The 16,607-nt window shown below is 51.2% G+C and carries 14 protein-coding genes; 7 read left to right on the forward strand and 7 right to left on the reverse strand.

The features are described 5' to 3' along the window. Positions 1–227: 227 nt before the first annotated feature. Positions 228–785 (forward strand): hypothetical protein, encoded by a 558-nt coding sequence (locus AC5JLP_RS29005; protein WP_496071327.1) that lies wholly within the window; start codon positions 228–230, stop codon positions 783–785. A gap of 56 nt (positions 786–841) precedes the next feature. On the opposite strand, the gene AC5JLP_RS29010 is transcribed toward AC5JLP_RS29005, so the two are convergent. From AC5JLP_RS29010 to AC5JLP_RS29020, 3 genes are all read right to left on the reverse strand, one after another. Continuing rightward, positions 842–2,005, reverse strand: a complete 1,164-nt coding sequence (locus AC5JLP_RS29010; RefSeq protein WP_496071328.1) for a sensor histidine kinase — start codon at positions 2,003–2,005, stop codon at positions 842–844. A gap of 149 nt (positions 2,006–2,154) precedes the next feature. Then, complete coding sequence (locus tag AC5JLP_RS29015) at positions 2,155–2,598, reverse strand: response regulator (RefSeq protein ID WP_496071329.1); 444 nt, start codon at positions 2,596–2,598, stop codon at positions 2,155–2,157. After that, positions 2,595–5,423, reverse strand: coding sequence for a PAS domain S-box protein (locus AC5JLP_RS29020; RefSeq protein ID WP_496071330.1), 2,829 nt, complete (start codon positions 5,421–5,423; stop codon positions 2,595–2,597). Before AC5JLP_RS29020 ends, AC5JLP_RS29015 begins: the two co-directional genes overlap by 4 nt. A gap of 465 nt (positions 5,424–5,888) precedes the next feature. On the opposite strand from AC5JLP_RS29020, the gene AC5JLP_RS29025 reads away from it, so the two are divergent. Further along, the gene (locus tag AC5JLP_RS29025; protein ID WP_496071331.1) at positions 5,889–6,281 is read left to right on the forward strand and encodes a hypothetical protein; all 393 of its coding nucleotides are present in this window, start codon (positions 5,889–5,891) and stop codon (positions 6,279–6,281) included. Positions 6,282–6,723: 442 nt separating this feature from the next. Here AC5JLP_RS29025 and AC5JLP_RS29030 read toward each other — a convergent pair whose 3' ends face one another. Together AC5JLP_RS29030 and AC5JLP_RS29035 are read right to left on the reverse strand one after the other, a co-directional pair. Beyond that, positions 6,724–7,227, reverse strand: a complete 504-nt coding sequence (locus AC5JLP_RS29030) for a DNA recombination-mediator protein A (protein ID WP_496071332.1) — start codon at positions 7,225–7,227, stop codon at positions 6,724–6,726. 167 nt (positions 7,228–7,394) lie between these two features. Continuing rightward, positions 7,395–7,994, reverse strand: a complete 600-nt coding sequence (locus AC5JLP_RS29035; protein ID WP_496071333.1) for a PadR family transcriptional regulator — start codon at positions 7,992–7,994, stop codon at positions 7,395–7,397. Between the two features lie 145 nt (positions 7,995–8,139). On the opposite strand from AC5JLP_RS29035, the gene AC5JLP_RS29040 reads away from it, so the two are divergent. From AC5JLP_RS29040 to AC5JLP_RS29055, 4 genes are all read left to right on the forward strand, one after another. Further along, positions 8,140–9,234, forward strand: a complete 1,095-nt coding sequence (locus AC5JLP_RS29040) for an ABC exporter membrane fusion protein (protein WP_496071334.1) — start codon at positions 8,140–8,142, stop codon at positions 9,232–9,234. A gap of 119 nt (positions 9,235–9,353) precedes the next feature. Further along, positions 9,354–10,508 (forward strand): ABC transporter permease DevC, encoded by a 1,155-nt coding sequence (gene devC, locus AC5JLP_RS29045; RefSeq protein ID WP_496071335.1) that lies wholly within the window; start codon positions 9,354–9,356, stop codon positions 10,506–10,508. A gap of 143 nt (positions 10,509–10,651) precedes the next feature. Further along, positions 10,652–11,374 (forward strand): DevA family ABC transporter ATP-binding protein, encoded by a 723-nt coding sequence (locus AC5JLP_RS29050; RefSeq protein ID WP_496071336.1) that lies wholly within the window; start codon positions 10,652–10,654, stop codon positions 11,372–11,374. A gap of 343 nt (positions 11,375–11,717) precedes the next feature. Then, on the forward strand, positions 11,718–13,157 hold the full coding sequence (locus tag AC5JLP_RS29055; protein ID WP_496071337.1) for a carotenoid oxygenase family protein: 1,440 nt from the start codon (positions 11,718–11,720) through the stop codon (positions 13,155–13,157). A gap of 259 nt (positions 13,158–13,416) precedes the next feature. Here the strand turns inward: AC5JLP_RS29055 and AC5JLP_RS29060 are convergent, their stop codons facing one another. Further along, on the reverse strand, positions 13,417–14,091 hold the full coding sequence (locus AC5JLP_RS29060; protein ID WP_496071338.1) for a response regulator: 675 nt from the start codon (positions 14,089–14,091) through the stop codon (positions 13,417–13,419). Between the two features lie 48 nt (positions 14,092–14,139). After that, a complete protein-coding gene (locus AC5JLP_RS29065; RefSeq protein WP_496071339.1) occupies positions 14,140–15,264 on the reverse strand; it encodes a sensor histidine kinase in 1,125 nt (374 codons plus the stop codon). 195 nt (positions 15,265–15,459) lie between these two features. Between AC5JLP_RS29065 and AC5JLP_RS29070 the strand changes: the two genes are divergently transcribed. After that, on the forward strand, positions 15,460–16,596 hold the full coding sequence (locus AC5JLP_RS29070; RefSeq protein ID WP_496071340.1) for a sensor histidine kinase KdpD: 1,137 nt from the start codon (positions 15,460–15,462) through the stop codon (positions 16,594–16,596). The last annotated feature ends 11 nt before the right edge of the window (positions 16,597–16,607 follow it).

Consider the following 16,607-nt stretch of genomic DNA (forward strand, 5'->3'; position numbering starts at 1 on the left):
AGGCATCAGTGACGCTGAGTATAGGCGATCGCGAAGATTCAAGCACCTCTTTTGCTGTGCTGTGCTGACCGAGAGTAGCCAACGTTAAAAACATGAGTGATTGTCCTTGATCCTAAACGCAATCTTGATCCCGTGACTGCCTAAATAAGTGTTTCAATCTTCAAGAATTGGGCTAAATTTAAGCATTGAACTAAGCCCTTGCTGAGTGGGTGTTAAGGAGTAACTACATGAACCATCTCAAGCGCGCCGTTTCCAGTCGGCAGACAACACAACTCTGGCAGAGCGGCTCTATGTTTTTGGGTGGCGCTGCCCTTGCCGTTGGTATGCTATTGACTGTCCAATCGTCTGCGACGGCACAGGCTGCCTACGGAAGCTATGTGGGTGCTGGGGTAGCTGTTGGCTTGACTCACGGTGAGCCAGGAGAGCCTGAGCGGACGTCAGGGGTGATTGCGGCTCGCTATAAGTTTCTCAAGCTGCCTGTCTCGGTTAGAGCACAGGCATTGATTGGTAAACGCACCACGCTGGTTCCTACCATTTCTTATGACCTCCCAATCAACTGGCGCACTGATGTGTATCTCGGTGTGGGCGCAGCCGTGCCTCTGGACGACGATCGCACGACACCATTGGGGAATAAAACTGGCTTTGCGATTCAACCAGGCATTGATTATGTTTTACCAAACAGTCAGGCGGTGATTTTTGGAAATGCCGTTATTGCCTTTGACGCTTATCGCAAAGGGGGCAATACAGCTGCATCACTTCAAGCAGGTGTAGGGTTGCGATTTTAGCAGGACATATTAACTGTTGTTTCGATCGCGCCTGCTTCCTTCTCAACGCCAACCGTCTATTTAAGCAGAACGCGCGATCCGGGTTGTAAGGGCAGCGTGACGGTAAAGGTTGTGCCTTTACCATCTTCGCTGCAAACTTGAATTTGCCCCTGATGTAGCTCGACGCATTTTTTGACGATCGCCAATCCCAAGCCAGTGCCTTGAATTTTGCCGACGTTGGCACAGCGATAAAACGTCTCAAAAAGGTGAGGTTGATCTTTGGTAGGAATCCCAATGCCCTGATCTTGAATATAAAACCTTGCTTTCGCATTCTGATAGCAGAGTGTGAACTGGACTTCACCACCTTGGGGTGAGTACTTCAAGGCGTTGGAAAGCAAATTAGTAAAAATATGCCTTAGTAATGCAGCATCCATTACAGCGGGTGAACAGCTTCCCTGGCAGTCAAACTTGATTGTATGACTGTCGCTATTGCTAAACTGCAATTCTTCGGTAAGTTCAGTGCAGAACTCAACTAAGTCAACTGACTCTGGCTTGTAATGCAATCCAGTCTCGGTGCTGCCCAGTAATAAGACTTCATCAAGCAATTGCATAACTTGCTTAATGGCGGTTTTGATGCGATCGAAATACTCCTGCCGTTTTGTCTCGGTTAATTCATGGTGAAAGTTTTGCAGCAGCTCTACCGCCGTGCGAATCATCGTCATGGGTGTACGAAACTCATGCGATGCCATTGAAATGAAGCTTGACTTCAGCAGATTCAGTTCCTGCTCTTGTTCTAGCGCTCTTAGCATGCTCTGTTCGCTGGTTTTAAGCCGCTTGAGAATATTTCCTCGTTCAATGGCATAGCGCAGCGATCGCCCCAAGAGAGACAGCGTAATTTGACCCTTCACGAGATAATCTTGCGCTCCACCTGCCATTGCCTGCATTGCCAGCGCTTCATCGTCCATCATGGTTAGCACGACAACTGGGATATCGGGCACGCTGACACGAAATTCTAGTAGCGTCTCCTCCTCGTCTGAATCAGGTAGGCGGAGATCCAGCAAGACGATATCAATGGGTTGAGTAGAGCACGCTTCGATCGCGCTGCTTAGCCGCTCAACGTGCGTCAACTGCCACTTTGATTGATGATTCGTTTGTTCTAAGTGTAGAAAAGATCGGCGTAATAAAGCAGCGTCGGTAGGACTATCCTCTACCAACAACACATGCTTTGGTATTTCATTCATAACACCCCGCCTTACCGCAGAGACCAAGAAATTGACGGAGACCTACTCAGTGTGACATTAGACATGCTTCCTCAAGATGCCCTGATAACGCTAACGCGACATCCGTAAATTCACGGCCATCTTAGTTCTGCTTCAGAGCGTCTTTCGGGCTAGTCTCGCGGTAATTTGACGGCTGCCAGCCAAAAATCTCCGATTAGCTGCACTACTTGCATAAATTGCCGTACATCAAACGGTTTTGTGACGTAGCAGTTGGCGTTCAGGTTATACGATCGCAGGATGTCTTCCTCACTGCTTGAAGTGGTGAGAACCACAACCGGAATGCGTTTGAGGTCATCATCGGCTTTGAGTTCTGCCAACACTTCACGACCATCCATCCCTGGCAAATTTAGATCCAGCACAATCAGGTCAGGACGCAGCGCATGGGCATAATCGCCCTGCTGCCGTAAATAATTCATTGCCGTTTCGCCATCTTCAACCCAATGCAGGGTATTGGCAATTTTTGCTTGCTCAAAGCTTTTAATCGTGAGATGAGCATCACTGGGAGAATCTTCCACCAGCAAAATCTCGATCGAGTCTAAGGTTTGTAAGGTCATGGGTCTGAATCGTCAGCAGAAGGAATTGTAAAGTAAAAAGTGGTGCCGTTCCCCAATTCTGATATTGCCCAGATCTGCCCACCATGTCGATCGACAATCTTTTTACAGATGGCTAACCCAATCCCTGTCCCTGGGAACTCAGTACGCGTGTGGAGCCGTTTGAAGATTTCAAAAATACGCTCTAGATAGCGCGGCTTGATGCCAATGCCCTGATCGCGGACGGAGAAAAGCCATGCGGGGTTGAGAGTATCGGGTAATAGGGATGGGATGTCAAGGAGAGTTTTGAGTTTTGAGTTTTGAGTTTTGAGTTCTAGATCTTGCATTTCTTCCCCTGCTTCCTCAGACTCCTCTCTCCTCTCTCCTCTCTCCTCTCTCCTCGCGCTGATGTGTACCTGAGGCGACCCTTCGCGGCAGAATTTAATGGCGTTGCCAATGAGGTTTTGAAAGAGTTGCGCTAATTGGCTTCTATCGGCAAGTACGGTTGGTAGAGGATCATAAGTGATGGTAGCGTTGCTTTCAGCGATCGCAATGTGTAAGGTGTTGAGCACTTGCTCTAAGACTGCATTGCCATCTGTGGGTTCAAAAACAAGGTCACGAGTGCCTGCCCGCGAGTAGTGCAATAGATCCTGAATCAATTGCTGCATCCGCGCTGCGCCTTCAACGATGTAGGTTCCGTAGCTTAGGGCTGTTTCGTCTAAGCGATCGCGGTAGTCTTGAGTTAGCAGTTGGGTGTAGCCCATAACGGCACGCAACGGTTCTTGTAAATCGTGAGAAGCAACATAGGCAAACTGTTCTAGCTCTTGATTTGATCGTCGCAAGTCGTCATTCGTTTGTCTGAGCGCGGTTGTGCGCTCCTGCACCTGTAGTTCTAGCCCTTCCTTAGCCTGCTGGAGAGCTAATTCTGTCTGCTTGCGATCGGTAATATTAAGAATGATGCCTAGAAAGCGAACTGCCTGTCCTGCCTCGTTGTAGAGTGCCCGACCAAACGCTGCTAGCCAGACGATCTGCCCGTTATCAGCGCGAATAATGCGATGCTCGGAACGATAGAGCGATCGGTCTTGGATTGCTCGTTCTGCTGCCAGCGACACCCACTCTAGATCATCGGGATGCGCGCAACTGCGCCACATATCTAATGTGGCCTCGCCACTGGGCACGGGTTCATACCCCAGCAGCTTGAAGTGTTGGGTTGACCAGAGCGCCTTCCCTGTTGCTAAATCAATATCCCACGTCGCCATGCCTGAACCTTCGACGGCCAAGCTCAAGCGCTGCTCACTATCACGTAGTGCGGCTTCGGCTTGTTTGCGATCAGTAATGTCACTGATAAGCGCAAAATAACCCTTTACAGTTCCTTCGCCAAAATCGGGAATGTAAACAGCACTCACCCAACGCTTGCCACCCTCTTTGTAAGGCACATAGCTTTCGTAGTTGACTTGCTGCCCTGATAGCGCGGCCTCAACGTGGGGTTTAATTGCCTGGTAAGCCGTTTCCCCTAAAACATCCTTGAGGTACTGGCCCTGAAGCATTGCCCACTCGTAGCCAAACCATTGCTCATACGCTTGATTGTTGAAGCGGTAGCGCTGTTCTGCATCAACGTAGGAGATGAGTACGGGTAAGGCATCGGTAATCAGGCGAAGTTGCTTTTCGCTTTCTAATAAGGCCTGCTCCGCCTGTTTGCGCTCGATCAGTTCACTACGAAGTAATGCATTTACCTGGGACAGTTCGACTGTGCGTGCCTGCACTCTGGCTTCTAATTGTTCGTTTGCCTGTTGCAGCGCGATTTGGGTTTGCTTGCGTTCGGCTTCGCTGCGTTTCCGGTCGCTGATATTAAACAGCGTCGAGCGGCTCATCACAAAATTGCCCGCCGCATCTTTAATGGCTGTTGCGCTCAGACTGACAGGCAAAATGGTGCCATCTTTGCAAACGAGTTCAAATTCGACATCATTGATCCAGCCCTGCTCTTTGAAAAGAGGAAACTTTTCCTGAGACACTAAAGCACTTTGAGCGGTCGTCAGTTCGCTAAACGCCTTCTTGCCAATGATCTCATCGCGGGTATATCCTAGCCACGCTAGCTCTGTATCGTTGATGCGAATAATGGTGCCTGTGTCATCCAGTGAGTGATAGCCGCAGGGTGCATGATTATACAGGTCGTAAACGTCTTCGGCATGCTTCTGCAGCGCAACTTCGGCCGCTTTACGGGAGCGGATTTCTCTTTGAAGTAGAAAAAAGATGCTGGTTAGCAAGCAAAAGCTTGCGCCGTAGCCGATGCCAGCCACAATGATCGCCTGCGCCACGACGCGATCGATGTCATCTGATCGTTGTTGAAACAGCGTTTGTTCAGTTTGTTTCATCACTTGCAGCTTTAGTTGGATTTGCTGCTGCAAGAAGAGGTTCTGTTTAAGGATGGCATTCTGTTCGACCAGTCCCAGCTTGTTTTGGCGCACCAGTGTGATGAAGCGCTGAAACAACGCTAACCGTTCGGTGATGAGTGGCTCGACTTCGTTTAAGCGCTGCTGCTGCTTTGGGTTATCGGCTGTGAGTTGCCTGGTATCGGCGATCGCTTGTTTCGTTGTTTGTACGCCTGCACGCCAGGTGGTCAATTCGTCTTCACCCTTTGCGGCAAAGTAGGCCCGTCGCCCGCGATCGGCATTTTCTAAGCTGTTGGAAATTTGGTTGAGGGTGTTTAAAACATGGTGCGTGTGGTTAATCAATCGCTGACTCTCGGTCAGTTTGTTGACACTGAGATAGGACTCAACGCCAACACCGCCTAGTAACAGCAGTGCCAAAGTGAACCCACCAGCAACAACTTTTTCAGATAATCCTTTCACAGCAGCTTTTTGGCGACGATTGATCAACAAGTTCAGCAACAGTTCAAGTTCAGCAACAGTTATAACCAGTTTTCTTTGCCTTTACCACACTCCATATCCTAAACCTGATACCCGTCTTAGATGCAACTGTGGCTGATGGATCGAGAAACGCTACAAGACATTTCCACAAGGTTTTGTCCCAGCTTTAGCATGCCACAACGACAAGCTGCCAGTGAAAGCAGACCCATTTCATCTACGTCTGCTTATGGTTAATCAGGCAACGACAACCGTGCGATCGCTGGAAATTTTGTTGCGCCGATGATCGATGAATGTCGCTGTGATGGCGATCGCAGATCTCAACAAAATCCTTAGCGTGCTAATCATTCTTAAGAGATAGGGCAAACTCGCCCACGCTCTTTACACTGAATGTATTGAAACGTTCAGGCGTTAAACCATCGTTCTCTACCCCATCGTTAAGGAGGTACTATGATCAATCACGCTTTGAACCGTGCATTCTTGCCAGGTCTGCTCGCTACAACGTTGGCCGGTACGGCGCTTCTTCCGGCTAGTCCTGCTGCCGCCGATGACCGTCTGTTGAGAGATGTAGGCATTGGTGCCGCTGCTGGCGTTGTTACGGGTGCCATCACTCATAGATCGGCGGCGCGCGGCGCGATTAATGGCGCGGCGGCTGGTGCGGCTGTCAGTGGTGCTAATAGCGCGTTTGGTAAGCACCCTGGGCATCGTGATTTACCGCGCGACGCGGCTGTTGGTGCCGGTGCGTCTGTTCTGACTGGCACCGTTACAGGTCGGCATCATGCCGTGAACAATGCGCTGACAGGTGCCGCTGCTGGGGCTGCAATTAACCTACTGACTCGTTAAGTTGGCTTCAGGTGGCAATCCGATCGAATGACTGATTGAACTTTGCGTTTGTTGCAGTGAAAAAGCGCATCTGGGCCGTTCGATCTGGATGCGCTTTTTTACACACGCATCAGAAGTGCTGTCTGATGTGAAGTTTGCGCTGAAACGTGATTAGTTGAACAACCATTTGGCTCAACTAATCAAAGTTGACTTAACTAATCAAAATAAAAGAGTGTTACGATTTTGCGTTGATCTTCATCCCTAAAAGTGATGCGTTATGCTGCGCTAACACATCCTACCCGAGCCTACGGAGTGATTAAATTGGATGTCTTAAAAGGTATGAATGCCTACCCGAACCGCCCCCCTTACCCCCCAAATTTGAGGGGTTCTGAGGTGGAAATCCCCCAATTCTGGGGGATTGAGGGGGCGAAGGCAGCGTCTCTGACACTTCTCAGACATCCTCTTAGTCAAAGTAGAATAGTGTTACGATTTTGCGTTGATCTTCAGCTTCGCGGCAGGTTGTGAGCAACGTTTGGCTGTCATGAAAGGCAAAGCAAATTAACTGCTGACAGCGCGAAATGATCTCAGCATTACAGAGCGCGCTAGCTTCAGCTAGGGATAACGTGTCGTTGCTAGGGTTTTCAACCAAATGCATAACCTGCTCTAGCTGATCGCGCGATTCTCGCGGCTGTCGCTCCATACTTTGAGGCAGAATCACGGTTAGCAGTGTCGGATCTGCCCGCATTGCACCGCGAATGGCTGCCTGGTTGGTTCCTGTGGCACCAGACGTGATCAAGCGATTACCCTCTAAGACCAGGGCATAGCTCATCATTTCGATCAAGTTCTGATGGGTGATGGGAACGTGGCGTGAGCCCAGCAACGCGATGCGCTTGGAGCCTGTTTGCTGAATGGTTGCCAGTTCTTGTAAAAAATCGTCTACCTTGGGTAGGTCTATGGACTGACTCAACGATGCTATTAACCTGAACAACCTAAATATATTAGCAGACCGGGCTATGATTGCTTGTTATGATTATTTTGTGATTGCAACAAAAAGCGCCATCGAAGGGTGCATGGGTCAGTGGACAGAGTAGTGGATGCCATTACTGCTCTTCTGCGATCGCGGCACTTGCGGCATCATTTCTCCTTTCCTTCTGTCTCCTCATGCAGCAAGGCCAGCGCTTCATCACACCAACCGATCCAATCGGTTTCGTAACGAATGCCCCGACGCAGCACCAGATATTGCAGTTTACTTTCCAGCGTGAGGGCATGGAAGTTCTGAAACTCCACAGCTTCGATTTGACGATAGTGAGCAAGCTGATGGGTATGAATTTGACGATGCTGGAGAAGCTGCTGCTGAATGACAGGCGTTGACACTAGAGCACCGACAAACACTTTGACTAGCAGTTCTTCTTTAATCGCCATTGTGTCGCAGGGAGCCGCAACCCAGGTGGCAAGCTTTTGCTGCCCAAGCTCTGTGATGCCGTAGACCTTCTTATCAGGACGACCTTCCTGTAAGACGGTGGTGGGCTGTACCCATCCCTGCGCTTCAAGTTTGGCAAGTTCACGGTAGATCTGCTGGTGAGTGGCTTTCCAGAAGCAGCCTACAGACTCCTCAAAGTTTTTGGTGAGGTCGTACCCGCTTTGAGGGCAGTTGACGAGAAGTGCCAAAATTGCGTGGGTAAGTGCCATCGGTTCGTTCCTTAATTGGCTCAAATACTTAATCGGCTCAGACATAAATTAATTCAACTATTTGCATATGCACTGATTGACATATGCAAATAGTTGAATATAGACTATCATTTAATGCAATTTATTGCATAAGCACTCATCGCCTTGAATGCGGCTTTGCGGGTTGCTCGAAATCTAGAGGTATTCTCCTATGCAAACAGCGACACCTAAAACGAGCGGGGTTGGTCAGCCACTTTCTAAAGTAACGAATCGACGAATGCTCATCGTAGCGGCAATTGGAGGGACGATCGCGGCCGCCTGTCTGTTCTACGGTTTTTCGCGGCTGGCAGTGGCTCCTCCAAGAGTGGCTCAGGCTTTGCCAGTCAATGCAGGGGCCACCAGCGTAACGGCTTTGGGTCGATTGGAACCCCAGGGCGAAGTCATTCGCCTAGCAGCATCGAGTCAGGGTAGCCGGGTGGAGCAACTGCTGGTGAGGCGAGGCGATCGGGTGCAAGCGGGACAGGTCATTGCGGTGCTGGATTCCCACGATCGTCTGCAAGCCGCGTTGGAAAAAGCCAAACAGGATGTGCAGATTGCGCTCACGAAGGTGGCCCAGGTAAAAGCAGGGGCAAAAACGGGTGAAATTGGCGCACAGGCCGCCGCGATCGCACGGCTGCAAGCAGAGTTAAACAACGCCCAGCTTGAAGCCCAGCGCTACCAGAGACTTTACGAGCAGGGCGCAATTTCTGCTTCGTCACGAGACAGCAAGCAATTGGTAGCAGATACGACTAGAGCGCAACTGCAACAGGCCAAAAATACCTTGAACAGCGTGGCGGAGGTGCGTCCGGTCGATGTTTCTGCCGCAGAAGCGGAGGTGGTAAGCGCACAAACCGCCGTCAAGCAGGCACAGGCAGATCTGGCTCTGGCATTGGTGCGATCGCCCCGTGATGGGCAAATGCTCAAAATTCATACCTGGTCAGGCGAAATTGTGGGCGACCAGGGCATTGCAGAACTGGGGCAAACTGACCAGATGTATGTCGTGGCTGAAATCTACGAAAGCGACATTCAAGCCGTTCGCAGGGGTCAATCTGCCACCATCACTAGCAGCGCGTTTAGCGGTGAAGTGCGCGGTACGGTCGATGAAATTGGGCTGCAAATCCAGAAGAAAGGCGTGCTGGACACGAACCCAACCGCTGATGCCGATGCGCGCATTGTGGAAGTCAAAATTCGGTTGGACAAACTCGGAAGCCGTAAAGTCGCTGGTCTCACTAACCTCGAAGTCACGGTGCAGATCGCTAAAGGCTGAAAGTGAAAGGTGAGGTGAGAAGTGAGAGGGGCCAGAATCAATGAAAACGCCTCTCCTGCTGCCGCCTCTGCTCCCCTTACTCCCCCTTGCCCTCATTGCCTCCCCATCCTACACATGTAATGAAACGCAAAATTCCCCTCGCATGGCTGCAAGTAAGCCGCGATCGCAACCGTCTCCTCGTCGCAATGGCTGGCATTGCGTTTGCTGACATGCTGATGTTTATGCAGTTGGGCTTTCGGACAGCTCTCTATGACAGCAATACACAGGTGCACCGCAGTTTGCGAGCCGATCTGGTGTTGGTCAGTCCGCTGGCACGCAACATTGTGAGCATGACGAACTTTCCGCGACGACGGCTCTATCAAGCAAGAAGTTTTGCTGGGGTGCAGTCGGTTGAGGCGCTGTACGCCGATTCGCGGGAATGGAAGAACCCGGATACACGCCACAATGAAGGCATTTTGTTCTTGGGCTTCAATCCTGAAAAGTCGGTGTTTAATCTGCCAGGGGTCGATCGCAACCTGGACAAGCTCAAAATGCCCGAAATGGCGTTGTTTGACCAGGGTTCGCGGGGAAATTATACCAGCATGATCGCGGCGCTGGAGTCAGGCAAAGTCGTGCCCACTGAAGTGCGAAGCCGCAAAATCAAGGTGGCAGGCTTGTTTCTAGTAGGAGCATCGTTTGCAGCCGATGGCAATGTGATTACCAGCGATCAAAACTTTCTGCGTCTGTTTCCCGATCGCAAGCAGTCAGAAGTCAGCGCGGGGTTGATTACACTAGCACCGGGCGTTGATCCAGCGCAGATGCAGCAAGTCCTCCAGGCAAGTTTGCCGAATGATGTGCGAGTGATGACGCTGGCGGAGTTTGCCGAACTGGAAAAAGCCTATTGGCAAAACAATACGCCGATCGGCTTTATCTTCAGCCTGGGCACAGTGATTGGCTTTATTGTCGGCGCGGTGATTGTCTATCAAATTCTGTCGAGCGATGTAGCAGAGCATCTGGCAGAATACGCCACGCTCAAGGCGATCGGGTATGGCGATCGCTACTTGCTCATAGTGGTGTTTCAAGAGGCGCTAATTCTAGCGGTACTGGGCTTTATGCCTGGAGCCGCGATTTCTACCGGGCTGTATGCCATGACCAGAGGCGCGACGAACCTGCCTTTGTTTATGACGGTCTCTCGCATCACTACCGTTTTCCTGCTGACGATCGGCATGTGTTTGCTGTCGGGGGCGATCGCGACGCGGAAGCTGCGATCGGCTGATCCAGCGGATATTTTTTAGAGACGAGGAGTCATACCGATTAAAAGAATGACGGCTACAGATCAATCGCTGGGTAGGGGCAAGGCAATGCCTTGCCCCTACAGGATGTGTCGCATTTTCAATTCAAATTGGTATCAGGAGTCAGGAGTCAGGAGAAGTGTTCCATGCAATCTCTCAATAAGGCTGAGTCGGTTGTTTCAATTCAAGCTCTGAATCACTATTACGGTCAGGGACGACTGCAAAAGCAGGTGTTGTTCGACATCAATTTAGAGATTCAGGCGGGCGAAATTGTCATTATGACGGGGCCGTCGGGGTCGGGTAAGACGACGTTGCTATCGTTGATTGGCAGTTTGCGATCGACTCAAAGCGGCAGTTTGCAGGTGTTGGGGCAGGAGCTTTGCGGCGCGAAGAAGGCGCAAATGGTGGCGCTACGGAGCAACATTGGCTATATCTTTCAGGCGCATAACTTACTGAAGTCTCTGACCGCCAAACAAAATGTGCTGATGTCGTTGGAACTGCACGACTTATCAACGGCGAATGCGAATGCGAGAACTGAGGCAATGCTGGCAGCGGTGGGGCTAGAGGAACGATCGACCTATTACCCCGAATATCTCTCCGGTGGGCAAAAGCAGCGAGTGGCGATCGCGCGTGCGTTGGTCAGTCATCCCAAGCTGGTGCTGGCAGATGAACCAACCGCTGCACTGGATAAACAATCGGGGCGCGATGTGGTGGAATTGATGCAGCGGCTTGCCAGAGAGCAGGGCTGCACAATTTTGCTGGTGACGCACGACAATCGCATTCTCGACATTGCTGATCGCATTGTGCAGATGGAGGATGGTTATCTCACGACGAATGCTCAATTGGCGCAAAGAAATGTAGTGGCGTGAAGGGGAGTCAGGAATCAGGAGTCAGGAGGTAGAAGACAGGAGTCAGGAGTTGAGTGTCTGACAGCTAACCCGAACTCACGTTAGCTTACGGTTGAAGGACTGTGGGCAATCGCGATGGCAATGTCAGACGATGCAGAAGGATTGTGACTCGATGCAAAAGGATTGTGACTCAATGCAAAAGCAATGTAACTCGATACAAAAGGAGTGTGAGTTGATACAAAAGCATTGCGATGAATGACAGAAGGATTACCAGGGTGATCGACTTACCTGCGATCGCCAAATAATCAACAGAAACTGTCAAGTAAGACAAGATCTACCAACATTAGATATACGGAGCTTAGCAATGATAACGATCGCTAAACCAACTCAAACTGCTGCTTGGTCAAAGGCAGTGCTGCAACCTGCAATAGAATTTGGTCCCGTGCCGCTCACTGTTTTAGCGGGTGCCGTGCCTTTAGGCTTGCGCGGTTCTCTTTATCGCAATGGGCCTGCGCTACTAGAGCGGGGCGGACAACGAGTGGGGCACTGGTTTGATGGCGATGGTGGCATTCTGGGGCTTCATTTTACCGATGCAGGCGCAACAGGGGTCTATCGCTATGTGCAAACAGACGGTTATCAAGCAGAAACGCGAGCAAACAAGTTTTTGTACAGTGGCTATGCAATGCTGCCGCCCGGTTACTGGTGGGAGCGATTTAATAAAGGACTGAAAAACGTTGCCAATACGTCTGTGATCGCGCTGCCCAATAAGTTGTTGGCGCTGTGGGAAGGTGGTTTACCCCATGCGTTGACACTGGACACGCTCGACACATTAGGGCTGGATGATCTCGGTGGCCTGGATGGTGCCACCTATTCAGCGCATCCCAAACGCGACCCAAAGACGGGCGATATTTTCAACTTTGGGCTTAGCTTTGGGCAACATGGCACGCTGAATCTCTACCGTAGCGATGCCAGTGGCAAAGTACGGCAGCACAACAAAATCCCGCTGCAAGGCTTACCTATCATTCATGACTGCGTGATGGCAGGTCAGTACCTCATCTTTTGCGTGTCGCCTGTGCGGTTGAATGCCCTGCCGGTGTTGGCAATGCTCAAGAGTTACAGCGAGGCTCTTTCGTGGCAACCAGAGAAGGGGACGGAAATCGTTGTGGTTGATCGCACCACGCTTGAAGTCGTCAGCCGCAGCGGAGCGGAACCCTGGTATCAGTGGCACTTTGGTAATGGGGGCGAACTGGCGGATGGCTCGATCGTCTTTGACCTTGTGCGCTACCCAGACTTCCAGACCAACCAATTTCTCAAAGAAGTGGCAACCGGGCATACGGAAACGCTGGCAAAAGGCACCCTCTGGCAACTGCGCTTAGATCCTCAAACGGGCAAGGTGTTGGAGTCGAGTCAGGTGGTCGATCGCAGTTGTGAATTTCCCACCGTGCAGCCTCAACAAGTTGGTGAACCATCCCGCTACACCTACCTGTCACTGCATCGTCCAGGTGCGGATCTGCAGCGCGAACTGTTTAGCACGATCGCCCGTTTCGACTACCAAACCGCCACGCTTACCGAAGCCGATTGCGGCACTAACCGCTATGCCAGCGAACCGATTTATGCCCCTGATGCTGAAACGGTCGATCGTGGCTGGGTTTTAACCGTTGTCTATGACGGCAACACCGATCGCAGCGAAGCCTGGATATTTGATCACGATCGTCTGGATGAGGAACCTGTCTGCAAACTCGCTCTCCCTCACGTAGTGCCACCTGGTTTTCATGGCACCTGGAAGGGAAAAGATGAGGGGTGAGGGGTGAAAGACTAAAGGATGTAGTTTGCTTCCCTAAGGAACACAAATAAATAGGACTTACGCAAGAGCGGTCATCTTTCGCCCCCTAGCCCCCAATTCTGGGGGAACCGAGCCAATTAAAGCCCCCAGCATTGTGGATTGGGAGGCAAATTCGCAAATCCTATAAGTTTTGAATTGCCCCCTCTGCTCCCCTGTCCCCCCGCCCCCTCTACTCCCCTACCCCCTCTGCCCCCTTGCTCTCTGCCCGATTCCCTACTCCCTACTCCCTTGAAATTAAACGGTTTTGCAAAGCGACGATCGCGGCTTGAGTACGATCGCGGACATCCAGCTTGTGTAGGATTGCGTGGACATGAACCCGTACAGTACCGGACGTGATGTAGAGAAGATCGGCAATCTCTTGATTGGATTTGCCAGCAGCGACAAGGGCTAAGATTTCTTGCTCACGTGGGGTGAGGGGATTTTCGATCGATCGAGGCGGCATTGGTTCAGACGCGGGAAGAGATGCAGTCTCTTGAAAGGCAGCCTGAATTTCAGCCGTAGCGGTTGAGTCCCACCAGGATGCACCAGCGGCAACCGATCGCAGCGCCAAAATCAACGCCTCAGCCGCAATCCCCTTTAAGCAGTAGCCCTGAGCACCAGCCGCAATTAAGCGAGAAATCAAGTTTTTTTCAGACCGCGATGTGAGCACTAGAACGGGTAACGTTGGTTGCTGCTGCTTAATTTGGCGGCATGCTTCGATCCCCCCAATGCCTGGTAAACCCACATCTAGCAGCACTAAGTCCAGCGATTGACATTTTGTCTGGTCAACGGCAGTCTCGCCATCCTCGGCTTCAGCAACCACCTCCAGATCGGCTTCTTGCTGCAAGCGCATCCGCAGTCCCAGTCGAAAGAGTTCATCATCCTCAGCAATGAGAATTTTTATGGGAGGTTTCATGAAAAGGGATCGATTCTCAGTACTGCATGGCCTCTCTTAACTCATACCCTAAATCTCAGCACTTTTAACGGATGGGTGGGATGTATTGGGCATCGCGGCGATCGGCAGACGAAAGCCAAACAGGGCACCCTGCGGCGATCGGTTCGCTGCCCAGAGCGTACCATGATGCGCTTCAATAATTTGGCGAGTTAGGTATAACCCTAGCCCAGAGCCTTTTGCCTGTCGATCGCCGTGCCCCTGGTAAAACCGCTCAAACAGACGCGGTAACTCATCCGCCGTAATGCCTTGCCCTTCATCCAGCACTTTGACGACCTGATAGCTCGACTGCGATTCCAGCACAATTTCGACCTTGCCGCCGCGTGGAGAATGATTGATGCCATTGGTCAGCAGATTGGCAAAAACGCGCTGGAGCTGAAGTGCATCGCCTTCAACCCACAGCGTCCTGCGAAAGTCTGATGCGCCATAACTCAAGCTCAGATGGACTCGACGGGTAGACGCGAGTTCCCGCAGGTGGGTAAGGGCATCTTCTGCCAGACTTGCCAGATCGATCGGCTGAAGGTGCAGCGTTAACCCCTCGGAGTCGTTGCGATACACATCCAGCATGGTTTCTACCATCTGTAGCGTGGTTTGATGGCTGCGTATCATGGCGGCTAGAACGGCAGATTGAGCCGTCTCGACCGTACCAAACTCCCCGCGCTGAAAGGCTTTGATAGTTTCGATCGCCCCCAACAACGGTGTCTTTAAATCATGGGTCAGCGTGGAAACAAAGTCTTCGCGCATTCCCGCAAGCTGCTCTTGCGATTCAAGCTGTGCCTTTTGGCGGGCGATCGCGTCTTCACTGCGCCGAATGCGATCGCTCAAAATACCTGTCACGACCAACGCCATCACGACAATCAGGCGGTTGGCAAGGGTTGAGGCATCAACACCTTTATCGCCCGGAAGCCATAAGTTCGACAAGGTTAGTAGAGCCGCTAAGAGCGTTACCTGCACCGTTCCCGATCGCTTCAGCCGCGCATTGGCTAATAGAATTGGCCCAATATACAAATACCCAAACACATAATCGGGTGGAGTGGTGTATTCCAGCAGCAGTACGATCGTCACTGATCCGGCAATCAACCAGCGAATGCGCGCGGACGGTTCTTGACCCAAAAGCGTCGTTTGGAGGCTTTTCAACGTGCAGCAAACCTCTAGCGTATGATTACTCTGATGCTAATGAATAATGGCAAAACACCACTTAAAAAGACAGTACAAAGCAATGTTTAGAGCCGATTTATACTGGCAGATATACAACGTTTAGATGGAGTTCTTCAAGGCATCATTTACGCTAGTAAACAGTTGGATATTGTAGCGGTGAGAGCCTTCTGGCAAATGTACGAATCCTCTGTTTCTGCAACCGAAAGTACGTTAATTCGTCCGGCACGTCGCGGTAAGCACAAAATCTTTATTGGCATGTCGCCCGGTGTGGGTAAAACCTACCGCATGTTGGAAGAAGCCCACTGCTTGCGGCACGAAGGTACTGATGTTGTCATTGGTCTCTTAGAAACACACAAGCGGGCTGAAACGGCTCAAAAGGCGATCGGGCTAGAACAAGTACCTCGCCAAGACATTACCTGCTCTGGCATTACCCTGACCGAGATGGACACGGATGCGATTCTGGCACGGCAACCGCAGCTTGTTCTGGTAGATGAATTGGCGCATACTAACGTACCCGGTTCCAAACGCGAAAAGCGCTATCACGATGTGGAAATACTGCTGTCAGCAGGGCTAGATGTCTACTCCACCGTCAACATTCAGCACATCGAAAGCCTGAACGATACGGTTGCTCGCATCACTGGGGTCGTCGTGCGGGAACGCATTCCCGATCGCCTCCTAGACGAGGCCGATGAGGTCGTTGTTGTTGATGTCACGCCCGAAACGTTGGAAGAACGACTTAAAGATGGCAAAATTTACGCGCCTGAAAAGATCGATCAGTCCCTCCAAAATTTCTTTAAGCGCCGCCACTTAATCGCTCTGCGTGAACTGGCTCTGCGCGAAGTCGCCGACAACATTGAGGAAGATGCCTTTGAAGCCGAAAGCACACCCACCTCATTAGCCCCTCACTGCAACATTTTAGAGCGCGTACTGGTTTGCATCTCTACCTATCCCAACGCCGTACAGTTGATTCGGCGTGGGGCACGACTTGCCAGCTACATGCACGGCCCTTTGTACTGTTTGTTTGTCGATAATCCCGATCGCTTCCTGACCAAAGAAGAAAGCCTGCATATCGAAACCTGCGAGAACCTGTGTAAAGAGTTTGGTGGTCAGTTCTTGCGGGTGAACGATCACGATGTGGCGCGGGCAATTGCCACGGCGGCTCAAAACTATCACATCAGCCAGATTTTCATCGGTGAAAGCCGGCGATCGCGCTGGAAGAACCTGCTACGCACCTCTCTCACGCAAAAACTGCTGCGATCGCTTAAAAATATTGACATCCACATTATTGCGACTGAGAAACCATCCACTTGAGTTTTTAGTTG

The organism is Stenomitos rutilans (assembly GCF_059505485.1).